At 68.1% G+C, this 13837-nt stretch carries 12 protein-coding genes and 1 pseudogene; 7 read left to right on the top strand and 6 right to left on the bottom strand.

Features of this window, described 5'->3' with window-relative positions:
* Nucleotides 1-121: 121 nt before the first annotated feature.
* Complete coding sequence (locus A5714_RS15660) at nucleotides 122-403, top strand: DUF1490 family protein (protein WP_068072765.1); 282 nt, start codon at nucleotides 122-124, stop codon at nucleotides 401-403.
* Between the two features lie 10 nt (nucleotides 404-413).
* Complete coding sequence (gene ctpC / locus A5714_RS15665; protein WP_068072759.1) at nucleotides 414-2600, top strand: manganese-exporting P-type ATPase CtpC; 2187 nt, start codon at nucleotides 414-416, stop codon at nucleotides 2598-2600.
* A 28-nt stretch (nucleotides 2601-2628) separates the two neighbouring features.
* Here the strand turns inward: ctpC and A5714_RS15670 are convergent, their stop codons facing one another.
* A complete protein-coding gene (locus A5714_RS15670) occupies nucleotides 2629-3018 on the bottom strand; it encodes a DoxX family protein (protein ID WP_369829447.1) in 390 nt (129 codons plus the stop codon).
* Between the two features lie 67 nt (nucleotides 3019-3085).
* Between A5714_RS15670 and A5714_RS15675 the strand changes: the two genes are divergently transcribed.
* Together A5714_RS15675 and A5714_RS15680 are read left to right on the top strand one after the other, a co-directional pair.
* Nucleotides 3086-3544, top strand: coding sequence for a MarR family winged helix-turn-helix transcriptional regulator (locus tag A5714_RS15675; RefSeq protein WP_068072752.1), 459 nt, complete (start codon nucleotides 3086-3088; stop codon nucleotides 3542-3544).
* Nucleotides 3545-3671: 127 nt separating this feature from the next.
* Nucleotides 3672-4142, top strand: coding sequence for a nuclear transport factor 2 family protein (locus A5714_RS15680; protein ID WP_068286487.1), 471 nt, complete (start codon nucleotides 3672-3674; stop codon nucleotides 4140-4142).
* Between the two features lie 152 nt (nucleotides 4143-4294).
* Here the strand turns inward: A5714_RS15680 and A5714_RS15685 are convergent, their stop codons facing one another.
* Entirely contained in the window at nucleotides 4295-4729 is a 435-nt protein-coding gene (locus A5714_RS15685) for a YbaB/EbfC family nucleoid-associated protein (RefSeq protein WP_082959771.1), read from the bottom strand.
* Entirely contained in the window at nucleotides 4726-5043 is a 318-nt protein-coding gene (locus A5714_RS15690; protein WP_068286489.1) for a hypothetical protein, read from the bottom strand. The genes A5714_RS15685 and A5714_RS15690 overlap by 4 nt, the downstream gene beginning before the upstream one ends.
* A 156-nt stretch (nucleotides 5044-5199) precedes the next feature.
* Between A5714_RS15690 and eccA the strand changes: the two genes are divergently transcribed.
* Both eccA and A5714_RS15700 read left to right on the top strand, forming a co-directional pair.
* Entirely contained in the window at nucleotides 5200-7011 is a 1812-nt protein-coding gene (eccA, locus tag A5714_RS15695; protein ID WP_068286492.1) for a type VII secretion AAA-ATPase EccA, read from the top strand.
* Between the two features lie 42 nt (nucleotides 7012-7053).
* A pseudogene (locus A5714_RS15700) lies at nucleotides 7054-8037 on the top strand (AAA family ATPase); the annotation flags it as partial.
* Between the two features lie 32 nt (nucleotides 8038-8069).
* On the opposite strand, the gene A5714_RS15705 reads toward A5714_RS15700, so the two are convergent.
* Entirely contained in the window at nucleotides 8070-8867 is a 798-nt protein-coding gene (locus A5714_RS15705) for a DUF5336 domain-containing protein (RefSeq protein ID WP_068286495.1), read from the bottom strand.
* A gap of 48 nt (nucleotides 8868-8915) precedes the next feature.
* Nucleotides 8916-10541, bottom strand: a complete 1626-nt coding sequence (eccE, locus tag A5714_RS15710) for a type VII secretion protein EccE (protein WP_231975900.1) — start codon at nucleotides 10539-10541, stop codon at nucleotides 8916-8918.
* Between the two features lie 198 nt (nucleotides 10542-10739).
* Between eccE and eccB the strand changes: the two genes are divergently transcribed.
* Nucleotides 10740-12227 (top strand): type VII secretion protein EccB, encoded by a 1488-nt coding sequence (eccB, locus tag A5714_RS15715; protein ID WP_231975901.1) that lies wholly within the window; start codon nucleotides 10740-10742, stop codon nucleotides 12225-12227.
* 105 nt (nucleotides 12228-12332) lie between these two features.
* On the opposite strand, the gene eccD is transcribed toward eccB, so the two are convergent.
* On the bottom strand, nucleotides 12333-13829 hold the full coding sequence (gene eccD / locus A5714_RS15720; RefSeq protein ID WP_068286505.1) for a type VII secretion integral membrane protein EccD: 1497 nt from the start codon (nucleotides 13827-13829) through the stop codon (nucleotides 12333-12335).
* Nucleotides 13830-13837: the final 8 nt, after the last annotated feature.

The following is a 13837-nucleotide window of genomic DNA, read 5'->3' on the forward strand; positions in this document are numbered from 1 at the left end:
GCACCTGCTCCGGTTCCCAATCCTTGTGCATGGCAATCCATATTGATATCGCAATATCTCAATGTTAACGTCGGTTCAGCGCTGGTTGACGCTCCGACGAACAAAGAGAAAGGTTTCTTCCATGGCGGTGTACGGGCTCTTGGCGAAGGCGGCGGGAACGGTTGTCACCGGGTTGGTCGGCGTGACGGCCTACGAGGTAGTGCGCAAGGCGATTGACAAGGCCCCGCTGCACCAAACGGCCGTCAAGGGCGCCGAGCTCGGCCTGCGGGGCACCCGCAAGGCCGAGGAGGCCGCTGAGTCGGCCCGGCTCAAGCTCGCCGACGTCATGGCCGAGGCCCGCGAACGGATTGGCGAGGAAGCCCCGACCCCGGCCGTCACCGACGTGCACGACCACGAGCACTGACCGCTCGCGCATGACGCTGGCCCTGGTCCCCGAGGTGGACTCGTCGAATAACGCTGCGCTGCGGGTGCTTTCCGATGCCGCGGGGCGGATGCGGGTGGCGGTGCCGTGGCTGCGCGGCGACTCGCGGCGCGCCGTGGCCGTCGAGGAGGCCGTGGCCGCCTGCCAGGGGGTGCGCGCCGTGCACGCCTACCCGCGCACCGGCTCGGTCGTCGTCTGGTATTCGCCGCGACGCGCCCAGCCCCCGAAGCTGCTGGACGCCATCGGGTCCGCCGCGCACGTCGCGGCCGAGCTGATCCCGGCGCGGGCGCCGCATTCGGCGGAGATTCGGAACGCCGACGTGCTGCGCATGGTCATCGGTGGCGCGGCGCTGGCCCTGCTGGGCGTGCGCCGTTACGTGTTCGCCCGGCCACCGCTGCTCGGGCCCAGCGGCCGCGCGGTCGCCACGGGCGTCACCATCTTCACCGGCTACCCGTTCCTGCGCGGCGCCCTGCGCTCGCTGCGATCCGGGCGGGCGGGAACCGACGCGCTGGTGTCGGCCGCCACCGTGGCCAGCCTGATTCTGCGCGAGAACGTCGTCGCGCTCACCGTGCTGTGGCTGCTCAACATCGGCGAGTACCTTCAGGACCTCACGCTGCGCCGCACCCGGCGCGCCATCTCCGAGCTCCTGCGCGGCAGCCAGGACACGGCGTGGATCCGGTTGCGGGAGGGCCCGCAGGCCGGCACCGAGGTCCAGGTGCCGATCGACACCGTGGAGATCGGTGACGAGGTGGTGGTGCACGACCACGTCGCCATCCCGGTCGACGGCGAGGTGGTCGACGGGGAAGCCGTGGTCAACCAGTCCGCGATCACCGGCGAGAACCTGCCGGTGAGTGTCGTGTCCGGCGCGCACGTGCATGCCGGGTCGGTGGTGGTGCGCGGGCGCCTGGTGGTGCGTGCGCAGGCCGTCGGCAACCAGACCACCATCGGTCGGATCATCTCCCGGGTCGAGGAAGCCCAGCACGACCGGGCGCCGATTCAGACCGTCGGCGAAAACTTCTCCCGCCGTTTCGTTCCCACGTCGTTCATCGTCTCCGCGATCACCCTGGCGGTCACCGGCGACGTCCGGCGCGCGATGACCATGCTGCTGATCGCCTGCCCGTGCGCGGTGGGGCTCTCGACCCCCACCGCGATCAGCGCCGCGATCGGTAACGGCGCCCGGCGCGGCATCCTGATCAAGGGTGGCTCGCACCTCGAGCAGGCGGGCCGGGTGGACGCGATCGTGTTCGACAAGACCGGGACGCTGACCGTCGGCCGCCCGATCGTCACCAATATCGTTGCCATGCACAAGGATTGGGAACCGGAGCAGGTGCTGGCCTACGCCGCCAGCTCCGAGATCCACTCCCGCCACCCGTTGGCCGAGGCGGTCATCCGCTCCACCGAGGAACGCCACATCACCATCCCCCCACACGAGGAGTGCGAGGTACTGGTGGGCCTGGGCATGCGCACCTGGGCCGACGGGCGGACCCTGCTCCTGGGCAGCCCCGGGCTGCTGCGGGCCGAGAAGGTCAAGGTGTCCAAGAAGGCCGCGGAATGGGTGGACAAGCTGCGCCGCCAGGCCGAGACGCCTTTGTTGCTGGCGGTCGACGGCACGCTGGTGGGGTTGATCAGCCTTCGTGACGAGGTGCGGCCCGAAGCCGCCGATGTGCTCGAGCGGTTGCGTGCCAACGGAATTCGCCGGATCGTGATGCTCACCGGCGACCACCCGGACATCGCCGAGGTGGTGGCCGACGAGCTGGGGATCGACGAGTGGCGCGCGGAGGTGATGCCCGAGGACAAGCTCGCGGTGGTGCGTGAGCTGCAGGACGCCGGGTACGTGGTGGGCATGGTCGGCGATGGCATCAACGACGCCCCCGCGCTGGCGGCCGCCGACATCGGCATCGCGATGGGCCTGGCCGGCACGGACGTCGCCGTCGAGACCGCCGACGTGGCGCTGGCCAACGACGACCTGCACCGCCTGCTCGACGTGCGCGACCTGGGCGCCCGGGCCGTCGACGTCATCCGGGAGAACTACGGTATGTCCATCGCCGTGAACGCCGCAGGGCTGATCATCGGCGCGGGTGGCGCCCTGTCCCCCGTTCTCGCCGCGATCCTGCACAACGCGTCCTCGGTCGCGGTGGTGGCCAACAGTTCCCGGCTGATCCGGTATCGGCTGGACTGACCCTCGGGCGGGCCGGCGCCGCGGCGTTTCAGAAAGCGTAGGGCCCGAACCGGCCCCACGCCACGGCGACCGCGACCACCAGCAGCACCGCCGCAGGGAGCACGGCGGGCCCCTCGTGGCGGCGGACGTGCAGGATGACGGCCCCGACCATGACCGCGGCCAGGCACGCCGCCGCGACGGGCACCAGCACGGGTGCGATCTTGACGAGGCCGGGCAACACCACCCCGATGGCGCCCAAGACCTCCGCCAGGCCCAGCGCCCGGACGGCACCCATCGGCACGCGCTCCGCGAAGTCCATGCCCCGGCTCACCAAGGCCTGTTGGCTCGCAAACAGTTTCATCGAGCCCGCGCCCAGAAACGCTACGGCAAGCACTCCCTGTAGGACCCACAGCGCAATGTTCATCGCCCGCCTTTCCATTGACTTGAAATTTCAAGTCATAGCTTGACCGATATCGGTTGAAGCGTCAAGTCGCTATCGTGGACGTGTGAGTAAGCGAGTGCGGTGGCTCAACGCACGCGAGCGCCGGGCATGGTTGGAACTGGTGCGGATCATGACCCTGCTTCCCACGACGCTCGACGCGCAGTTGCGCCGCGACTCCGACCTCAATCAATACGAGTACATCGTGATGGGTCGACTCGCGGAGCGCACCGACCGGACCATGGGCATGAAGGCGCTGGCCGTCGTCACCAACGGGTCGCTGTCGCGGTTGTCCCACGTGGTCAAACGCCTGGAGGCCGACGGATACGCGTACCGCGAGAGTCACCCGAGCGACGGCAGGCTGACGCGGGTTGTTTTGACGGACAAGGGATTTCAGAAGGTGACCGAGGCTGCGCCGGGACATGTGTGCGAGGTGCGCCGACACGTGTTCGACCACCTCACCGCCGAGGACGTCGTCCAGCTGGGTGAGCTGCTCTCCCGTATCGCCCCGGATGCCAGTTGGTGACGCCGCCGGCACCCGCCGACGTCACGGCATAGGATGGGGGCGTTCGACTGCGCCGCGTAGCGCGGTGCCTCGCCCTGTCGACGACACGTCACAACGATGATCCGCCGCAGCCCTCGAGGAGTGCACCATGGCCGACAGACCGCCCCTCCCCCCATTCACCGCAGACAGCGCCGTGGAGAAGGTTCGGCTGGCCGAAAACAGTTGGAACACCAGGGATCCCGAGAAAGTTGCCCAGGGTTACACCGAGGACAGTTGGTGGCGCAACCGGTCGCAGTTTATCCAGGGCCGCCCGGCGATCGTCGAGTTTCTGCGCGGGAAATGGCAACGCGAACTCGAATACCGGTTGATCAAGGAGGTGTGGGCCTTCGAAGGCAACCGGATCGCGGTACGGTTTTGCTACGAGTACCACAACGTCGATCAGCAATGGTTCCGCGCCTACGGCAACGAGAACTGGCACTTCACCGAGGCGGGTCTCATGCGGTGGCGCCACGCGAGCATCAACGACGTCGCGATCGCCGAGAGCGAGCGCAAATTTCACTGGGATCAGGCGGGTCCCCGGCCCACCGAGCACCCGGGCCTGAGCGATCTGGGGTTGTAAGGCGCACAACGACATCCGGTCGAGCGCGGTGGCGATCGGGGTCCTCCGCACGCCCATGGCGGCCCGCACCGGTGACGACCTGAAGCCGCGCGAGCGGCGCCGGTCGGCCACAGAACTCCGACCGCGCCGTCACCGGGTCGCCGCGGGCCCGCTCAACCCCCGGGCACCGCGCCCGGGGACTTCCCCCTAGTGGGCCGTGTCGTCGCCTCCTTCGCGTCGATGCGGGAGCGCCGTGGACCGGGCTGGAACGCGCTGCCGTCGTGGCGAACGAGCGGCGCCTGCTCCAACGCCGTCATTCGTTGACTGAATTCCCCGAGCAGATATCGCTGGCGTTCAGCCGCTTTCGCCGCCGCGGCGTGGGCGGTGTCAACGATCAGCTGGGCTAGGGTGTCGGCTCCCACGCGGTAGGCAAAGTCACTCAGCCATAGGCCCGTCATCGCCCCGAGCCCGTCCACTTCGACGCTCACCGCCTTATCGCGGCTCGTGGCACGCACGGTGATCGAGCGGCAGTGTTCATCGAGCGCGTCGATCAAATCCCGCTGCTTGGCGATGCGTGCCAGTAGCGAATCCGCAAGGCCGCCGGTCATATCGGTCTCATCCAGGTGTCGGGGAGATCGTCGGGGCTGTCGCTCGACTCCGCCTCGGCCCGGGCCAACTCTTCGGGTGAACTGAGATTCAGACCGCGCACGATGCCGGGGCTGACGCCGGCGGCGAGCAACGCGCGTCGGCGTTCGACCTGCATGCGCTTGGCCGAAACCTGACACAGCGTCAGAATCTCCTGTGCCAATTGCGTTGGGGACTTCGATAACTCGCGCTTATCGAGCTTGAGGGCGATTGGCAACCCGCGTTCGGTCGTCCGAACCTGAATCCCTCCACTGCGGGAGCCCAGCGATCCGACCATTATGGCTGTCCTCACTCGAACGCTCGAAAGGCTATGGCCCGCAGCTTAGTACAATCGCAGGCGGGCAGTCGCGGCTTGCCGGCCGGCAAATGCGGGCGCTGCCGCGTCGGCCGGCGCACCGACCCGGTCCGATCGAAGAGAGCTGAGGGGCCTTCGATGAGTGGTGAGAACAGGAACGCGCAGCGTGTGTTCGACGCGGGCATACTCTCACTCGGTATTCCGATCGACGGGATGGAGGTCGAGCGCGACCTGCAGTACGCCGCCAAGGCGTTTGCCCGGGCAACCCAATACGACCCGGACATGTGTGACGCCTGGCTCGGCCGGGCGGCCGCGGGCGAGAGCACTCCCGAGGTGATCCACCACCTGAACCGCACCAGCAAGCTGTTGGGCCGCGAACAGCGCAGGTTGGGTTTGGGGCCGCGAACGCTGTGCGGGCGCTTCGAGACCGGCCTGTACGTGGACTACACGCTGAGTTCGCTGACCGAGATCAAACTCGCCTACATCGCGAGCCTGATCCACGGCAAGGATTACGACGAAGCCGAATACACCCTCGACGAACTCGCCGCGGCCCGCGCCGCCCACCCGGACCCGGCCAGTGACGGCATCTGCGCCTACATGCGGGGCATCCTGCACTTCACCACACAACGCTGGCCGGATGTGCTGACCGCGCTTGCTGATTCCGCAACGTTCACCGACGAGTACCTCGCGGCGGGCGCACACCTCATGGTGGGGTCGGCCTGCGCCCAGATGGGCCTGTTCGGTGAAGGCCTGCGTCGGCTCGACGAAGCACTGGAAGGCCCCATCCCGGCCGCTCGCCGGGCCGCCGAGTTCTGCAAGGGCCTCACGCTGCGGGAGATGGGCAACGAGCCGGACGCCCGGAAGATTTTCGAGCGCATCTACAGCGAGGAACCGGGATTCGAGGCCAATTACGCGGCCCTGAAGGATCCCAAGTTCCGGCTCGTCGTCACCACCCGGGAGGCCATCGAAGCCCGCACCGACCGGTGGGACCCCGCCAGCTCACCGACGTCGGCCCATCTGGATGCGGAAAGCATGACCGAGCGCGGCAACGAGCACCTGCGGGCGGCCCAACAGGAACTCGACCGGCAGGTGGGCTTGGCCGATGTCAAGCTTCAAGTCGCTAAACTCCGGTCCGCGGCGCGTCTGGCGAAGCTGCGCGAGGACAAGGGGCTTAACACCGCATCCCGGAGTCTGCATCTGGCGTTCACCGGCCCGCCCGGCACCGGCAAGACCACGATCGCGCGGGTGGTAGCCAAAACCTACTGTGGGCTAGGGCTTTTGGAGTCGCTTTCCGTCGTCGAGGCCAAGCGCCAGGACTTCGTCGGGCAGCACCTGGGCAGCACCGCGATCAAGACCAGCGCCTTGATCGACACCGCCATGGGTGGCGTGCTGTTCATCGACGAGGCATACACGCTCATCCAGACCGGCCTCTCCGGTGGAGACGCGTTCGGGCGCGAGGCGGTCGATACGCTGCTGGCCCGCATGGAAAATGACCGGGACCGCCTGGTCGTCATCATCGCCGGATACGACACCGAGATCGATCGCTTCCTGTCCTCGAACGAGGGGCTCTCGTCACGGTTCACCAAACGAATCCGGTTTCCGTCCTACACGCCCTACGAGCTGGGGGATATCGGCCACCTGGTGGCGAAGTCGCGGGACTCCGAGCTGTCACCGAGCGCCTACGACGAGTTGGTCAATGTGTGCACGCGGCTGTGCGCCGAGGAGTCCACCGATCACGACGGGAACGTCCGAAAGAACATCGATTTGGCCGGCAACGGGCGCTTCGTACGTAACGTGATCGAGGCGGCCGAGGAGGAACGCGCCTACCGCCTCACCGAGGGTCAGGACGCCGCGTTTCAGAGCATCGATGAGGACGCATTGATGCTCATCGAAGGAAGCGACATGAAAGCGGCGTTGAGCAGCATTCTGCAGACGTTGAACCTGAAATAGCCACCGGGAGGTGCCATGACCGACCGCGACGAAGCACGACCACCGCTGCGCACACATTTCACGGCCACCCTGCCCGACGACGCGGGATGGCAGCAGGGCGCCAATGCGCCGGCCGCGAACGAACTCGGCCTGATTCGCTTGGCGAAGCGGCCGCCCCGGCACGGCTGGCGAAAGGCGTTGTACCGCCTGAGCGGCGGCAGGCTGAACGTGGGCGAATCCGCGGCGGAAGCAAGGATCCGGACTCTGACCGATCGCGTCAATCAGCCGGTGCGGGGTTCCTACAGCATCGCGGTGTTATCCCTGAAAGGCGGTGTGGGGAAGACGACGACGACCGTCGGCCTGGGGGCAACGTTCGCATCGCTACGGGGTGACCGGGTGATCGCCGTCGACGCCAACCCGGACTTCGGGACGCTGGCCCAGCGTGGCCCGAACGAGACCCGGTCGACTGTCCGCGATCTCCGGACCGACGGGGATCTGCTGCGCTATCCGGACATGCGCCGGCACACCTCGCAAAGTCCCAATCGGCTGGAATTTCTGGCCTCCGAGCGCGATCCCGCGGTGTCCGAGTCTTTTTCGGAAGACGATTACCGTGCGGTGCACAGGGTCCTCGATCGGTTCTACAACATCATCCTCACCGACTGCGGCACCGGCCTGACGCATTCGGCCATGCGGGGCGTTCTGGACACCGCCGACGCCTTGATCGTGGTCGCCGCCCCGGCGATCGACTCTGCGCGCAGCGCCTTGGCGACCCTCGATTGGTTGCAGCATCATGGCTACGCCCATCTGGTGCCCGACGCCACGGTGGTCGTCAGTTCCGCGCGTCCGGGTGCCATGCCGATCGATCTCGATCAACTGACCCAGTATTTCCGTTCGCGCGCGCATTCACTGTTCGTCGTCTCCTACGACGAACATCTCGGCGAGGGTGGTGAGATCTGTTTGGACTTGCTGAAAAGCAGGACACGCTTGGAGTTCATGGAGCTCGCCGCGTCGATGGCCGATGGGTTTGCCGGCAAGAGCAGTGCGTGACGGGCCGCGATGGCTGAGGTGGCCGGCCGCAGCTAGGGACCGGTGGGCTCGATAGCGCTTTGGTCGACGGCTTGCCGCCGCGCGTGATACGACCCGGGCTCCGAGGCAACGTGATTCGCCCCGGGCACTCCCGGGGCGGCCGCGGGCGCTACCGACTGCACGCCGCTCGAGCCCCGGGCAGGTTGCTCGGTGGCGCCCACACCGTGCCGGGCGTACCTGGCTTGCAGGTCCGCAAACGACTCCTGCGCCGCATCGGCGCCGCGGGCGGCCGCTTCGGCCTGGCCGGCCGCCGTGGCGTACGCAGCGGCCTGGGATTCCGGCCGCGGCTGCTGGTAGTGCGCCGCATAAGCCTGATACAGCTGGGTCAGCTGCGCGTAGGCGGAATAGTCGTGTGTCGCAGCATCTTTGGTGTACGTGGCCCGGCCTTCGTGGAGCAACGCACCGGCCGCGGCGAGCGACTGCAGCGCGGTCAGCACCATGACGACCGTCACCGCCCAGTTGGGGATGCCGCCTGTGACCCAGCTGCAGGTCGCATCGCCGAAGCCGGTGGCAGCGAGCGCCACGACGATCCAGCCCCGGTCCCCCTGACCCGGCAGCAGCCCTACGGCAGCCACCACCGCCGCGAACACGCTGAGCCGCATCGGGTACCCCGAAGCCACCGGCGCGGCAACGCTCACCCCGAAGGTCGCGGCGCCCAGCACCGCGACGGCGGCCCACAGCGCTCTGCTCCGTTGGTCCGGGCGCTGCGTTTTCGCACCGGGCGGCGCGGGATACCAACCGTAGGCGGTGGTGTAAGGCTGGCGCGCCGACGGGCCCGGTGTGTTGGTCATGGTCGCTCCCCTGATCGATCGATCGCCAGCACCGTCCACACGAGTCTGTCACGCATCCAATGACGACTTGAGGTACCGCATTTCGTCGTCGGTAGCCACCATCGTGACCACCGCCGATTCCGTCCGGGTAGCCACCCGGACGAGGTCGTGATCGTGATCGAGCAGCTGCAGGGTCACATCTGCTCGTCGGGACGGCTCGGCGTGCACCGGTCGGACCACCATCGTCGTCACCCCGTCCGGAACGGTCCGTTCGGAAGGGCCGTCAAACATCTCGACGGCGAAGGGGCGCGACGGGCCGGCCGGCGCCGCCACCGCTCCGTTGCCGTTGTCGTTGACGCGCAGCAGATGACGGTCGCCGACCTGATCCGCCATCACCTGCCACGCGGCCGGCCGGCTGGTCCGGACCCGCACGCCCGCGCCCAAGGCCAACGATCGCAACACCACCTGCTGCGCCAGGTGCAGCGTGCCGCACATCTCCACCCGCTGAACTCGCGGCCCGAACAATGGCAACGCCACCGCGCGACCATGTTCGTCGGCGCCCACCAGCTGGCCGCAACCGGACGTGGGCAATGTCAGGCCGTGCAACGCAGTGGCCCCGCGGCCCACCACCCACCGCTGGACCGACCGGCGCGGCGGGGGCACTGGCAGGCTGCACAGCAGCGCGGCGTACTGCCTACCGGGTAGCTCCTCCAGGCCGGGCAGGTCCACCCGAATCCGTCCCTGCACACCGAACCGCACCAGCCCGCGAAGCTGCAGGACGTCGTCACTTTCATTGCGGCGCAGCGTGACACACAGGGTCGTCGAATGACTCGGGACGGTCCACAACGACTCGAGCCCCGCCGTGGTGAACAACGCCGGCGTGATGGAGAAGCTGCGCAGCTCGAAGCGGCCCGCGTGGCAGGCCAGCCAGCTCTCACCGATGTCGGTGACGTCCAACCCGTCGGACAACTCGGTTACCGCCCTGGTCATTTCGGCGGCGGTCATGATGTGGGCCCGCACCCCCGCATCCGAAAGGCGATTGGCCACCCGCCGGGTCGCGGTAGCCGCGGTCCGCATGATCGCGTCCCGCCCGCTACCTCGGCGGCGCACCGCGTCGGGGCAGCCCGTCGGGTTCATCCGGACCACCACCCACGCCGCACGTTCGGCGACCGCGGGTAGCGGGCCCAGCACAGCGTCGTAGACCGCACCCACGTGGCCGTTGCCGTGTGAACGGACACCGCGGCAGATCACATCGATGGAATCCAGGCGGATGTCGAACTGGCGAAGACATTCCGCCAAGACCTCCATGGCGACCGATTCGCCCGCTACCGTCAACGCGGGCTCCATCACGGTGATCGCTTGAGGATTCTGATCGATGCGCAGCAGCGACAGCAAAGTCTTGCCATCCCAGTGAAATCCGATCTGCGTACCGTCGGACGCCTTCGCGTCGAACGGTTCCGATGGGCCGCGCCGGCGCTTGCGGCGCCACCGATCGAAAACGAAGCCCAGCCGCTCAGCCGCCCAGCGCGGCATCGACCGTCCACGGATCGGCACCACGCACAGCAGCGCGACGACGAAGCCCGCGGCGACCGCGCGCCAGCCGGGTCGGTCGATCAGCAACCCGCCGCCGATCCCCGCCACCACAACGGCCTGCACGGTCAGCACATCGGTCAGCGGCAGGACGCGTTGCGGCAAGATCGCCCGCGTGGCGACGAGTCCCGGCGACGCCCTTCGTCGCCCCAGCCGCCGTCGCGTCGCGCCTGTCATCAGCGGCCCCCTGGGCTGCGCCGCAACAGGTTTGGCGTCTCGGCGAGGCTCGCACGGGCCCGGGTAAGCTGAACGCGTCGTTGAACATTCCCTCGAACGCCGAGAGGGGCCGCCATGCCGGCGCAGGTGACCACACGCGCGCAGGTCAATGGGTATCGACTTCTGGTCCGCCGCTTGGAGCACGCGCTCATCCGCGCCGATTCCCGAATGATCCACGACCCGATGCGGGGGCAGATGCGGGCGCTGCTGGTCGGGGTGGTCGTCGCCGTGCTCATCTGCGGAGGCGCGGGCGTCCTCGCGTTCTTCAGGCCGACGCCAAATTTCGGCGACGCGACGATCATGCTCAGCAAGTCTAATGGCACCATGTTCGTGCGGATCGGTGACCGCCTGCATCCCGTGCTGAATCTGGCGTCGGCCCGTTTGATCGTCGGAAAGAGCGACGCACCAAAGCAAGTGGACGACAACTTCCTCAACTCTGTCCCGCTGGGACCGGTGGTCGGCGTCGTCGGTGGACCCAGCAGCATCCACGGCCCCGACGACTCGTCGACCTCGTCGTGGGCGGTGTGTGATTCGATGCAACCGCCCGCCGTCACCGAGCCGGCCCGCATCTCGCCGGTGGAGACGACCGTCCTGGGCAACAACCCTGTCCTGGGCGACGGTGTGCGCGTCGCCTCCCCCGACCAGATGATGCTGACCAAGTCCGGTGACACCACCTATCTTTTGTACAACGGAGTGCGTGCGGCGATCGATCCCGCAGATTCCGCCCTGCGCAACGCCCTTCATCTGGGGGACGGCGAGATCCGCGAGGTCTCACCGGGGCTGTTGAACGCGTTCCCGCTGGTCGACCCGATCCTGCCGATCGACATTCAGGACACCGGGGCGCCCACCGGATACCTACCGGATTCCTACCGGGTGGGTTCGATACTGCGGGCCGTGGACTCTCGCGGCGAACAGCTGTACGTGGCGCTGCCGGAGGGGCTGCAGCCCATCACCGCGGCCACCGCCGACATCATCCGCTACAGCAAGCCCACGGCGACCGAGCCCATCGGCATCTCCCCGGCGCTGGTCAGCGCGTCACCGATCGTGCACAGTCTGCGCGTGGACCGCTATCCCGCGACTCCCCCGCAGTTCATCCACGCCGACCCGGATCGAGTGGCGTGTATGTCCTGGCAGCGCAACGACTCCGCGGCCGCGCCCAGCACCCGCCTGTTGATCGGAAACCGCCTCCCACTACCGGAGAACGCGCAGCCCGTGCGCCTGGCCACCGCCGACGGCGGCGGGCCCGGCCTGGACGGCGTGTACCTCTCGCCCGGCACCGGCCAATACGTGCGGGCCGCCACCGACGAGTCCGGCAGCCGAGCGTTGGGACAGCTGTTCTACGTCAACGATGTCGGCGTGCGCTTCCACGTCGCCGACGCGGCCGCAGCTTCGGCGCTGGGGCTCGTCGGAGCGAAGGCTCCCGGCGGCACCGACGAGACGCCCCGCACTGCGCCGTGGCCGGTGCTGAAGCTACTTCCGCCCGGGCCCGAATTGTCCCAGCAGGCCGCGTTGATCGTCCACGACGGGATAGCGGCAGACCCGGCGGGACAGCAGATCAGCCCGCCCAAACCGTGAGACACCTGCGCCCAAGACGCTGGAGCGCGAACGCGAGCCGGCGACCACCGAATTCGACTCGGTGCGACCCATAACCAATCTCGTGAGAGCTTACGGCTCGCACGGTCACACCCGGAGTTCGCGAAAAATGCCGTACAGGCGGGTGATCGAGCAAGCCAAGGGAAGGACCGTCGCGATCGCCGCGTACTCGAGGATTTCCACCCGGCGCCGCATCACCGGTGAGAACTCGAGCCGCGGCGCGACCAAGCCGCACAGCACCAACAGCACCGTCAGGGCGACGAGCGCAACGGCGGCATTCACCTGCCAGCCCGGGACCCGGGTCGCCGTCTTCACGATGACCATCAGCACGATCACCAGGCCACCACCGATCAACACGGCGGACTGGACCAGGTCGTGATGACTGCGACCCCGCAAACACAACACCGTCGCTACGGCGAAGCCGAACGCCGTTCCCTGCCAGAAGAATCCATTGCCGACATCGAGCGCCTGATAACAGCCGACCGCGGCTAGGGTCGCGGCCGCCGCGACAAGGCCGGTCAGGTGATCGCGGGCCCGCCGCACCTGGTCGGCCATGCCTTCCTCCGTCGGGATGACCTGCTTACCCACGGCGTTCACGCCCTCGACCGCGGTGCCGCCCTGCGTTTCGATGTCGTCCAGCGGCTCACCGGCGGTGGGTACCCGCGGCACCGGCAACCTGGCCACCATGATCGCGATCCGGGGTGCCAAGTACACGACGACGACGGCGGCGGACGCCGAAACCGCGCCCAGGGCCCGCGGATTGGGGTGCGCCAGTGCGCACGCGAGGGCGACGGGCACCCCGAGCACGGCAACCGCAATCACGGTGGCGTAGATCGCGCGGCCGTGCTGGGAGTGCACGAGTTGCGCGACGGCGACCACAGCCGTCAGCGCCAACGCGATGGCCAGGGCCGAAACGCCGCGGGCGTCCGGCACCACCTGCAGCGACCCCCCGAAGACCAGCAACAGCGACATACCCGCCAACCAGGTGGCCGTCGGCGAATCGCCGGAACGCATCCGCAGCACGAACGCGCCGAGCGCGGCACCGATGCCGGCGACGAGCACCCCCAGCGCCGGCAACGGCACCCCCGCGACGCATCCAGCGGCGGAACCACTGCCCACGAGCATGGCCACCGTCCCCGCCGACAGGGCGACGCTCATCCCGAAAAACCCTGCTGTCCAACGTTGCTCAGCAAACCAACTGCGGCGCGGTCCGTCGGTCGCGCTCGCCCCGGTCAGGTCGTCGACCAGAGACGACGACGCGGGTGCCCGGGCCTCGCGCACCACCAGGATCTCACCGTCGTGGACATCGGCTTCGGCGAGTGAACGGTGGGGATCGATCGCGTCACCCGTGAGGCGCGCGAGCGTCCACTTCCCTTCGGGATTATCGAATTCGATCTTTGAACCGTGCAGGGGCATTCGCTCGTTGATCAGTTCGATGACGTCGTTGACGATTGCCGAGACGCCGGCCCGGTCGGGCACTCCGACGTCGACCAGCAGCTCGCCGACCAGAACTGTGATCCGGCTCAGCTCTTGCCCTTCGGACGCTTCGGCGTCGAGGTCTACCAACGAAGGTGCTTCCGTCATCGCGCGCA

Origin of the sequence: Mycobacterium sp. E2462 (assembly GCF_001672685.1) — a bacterium.
In the GTDB taxonomy this organism is placed as follows: Bacteria; Actinomycetota; Actinomycetes; order Mycobacteriales; family Mycobacteriaceae; genus Mycobacterium.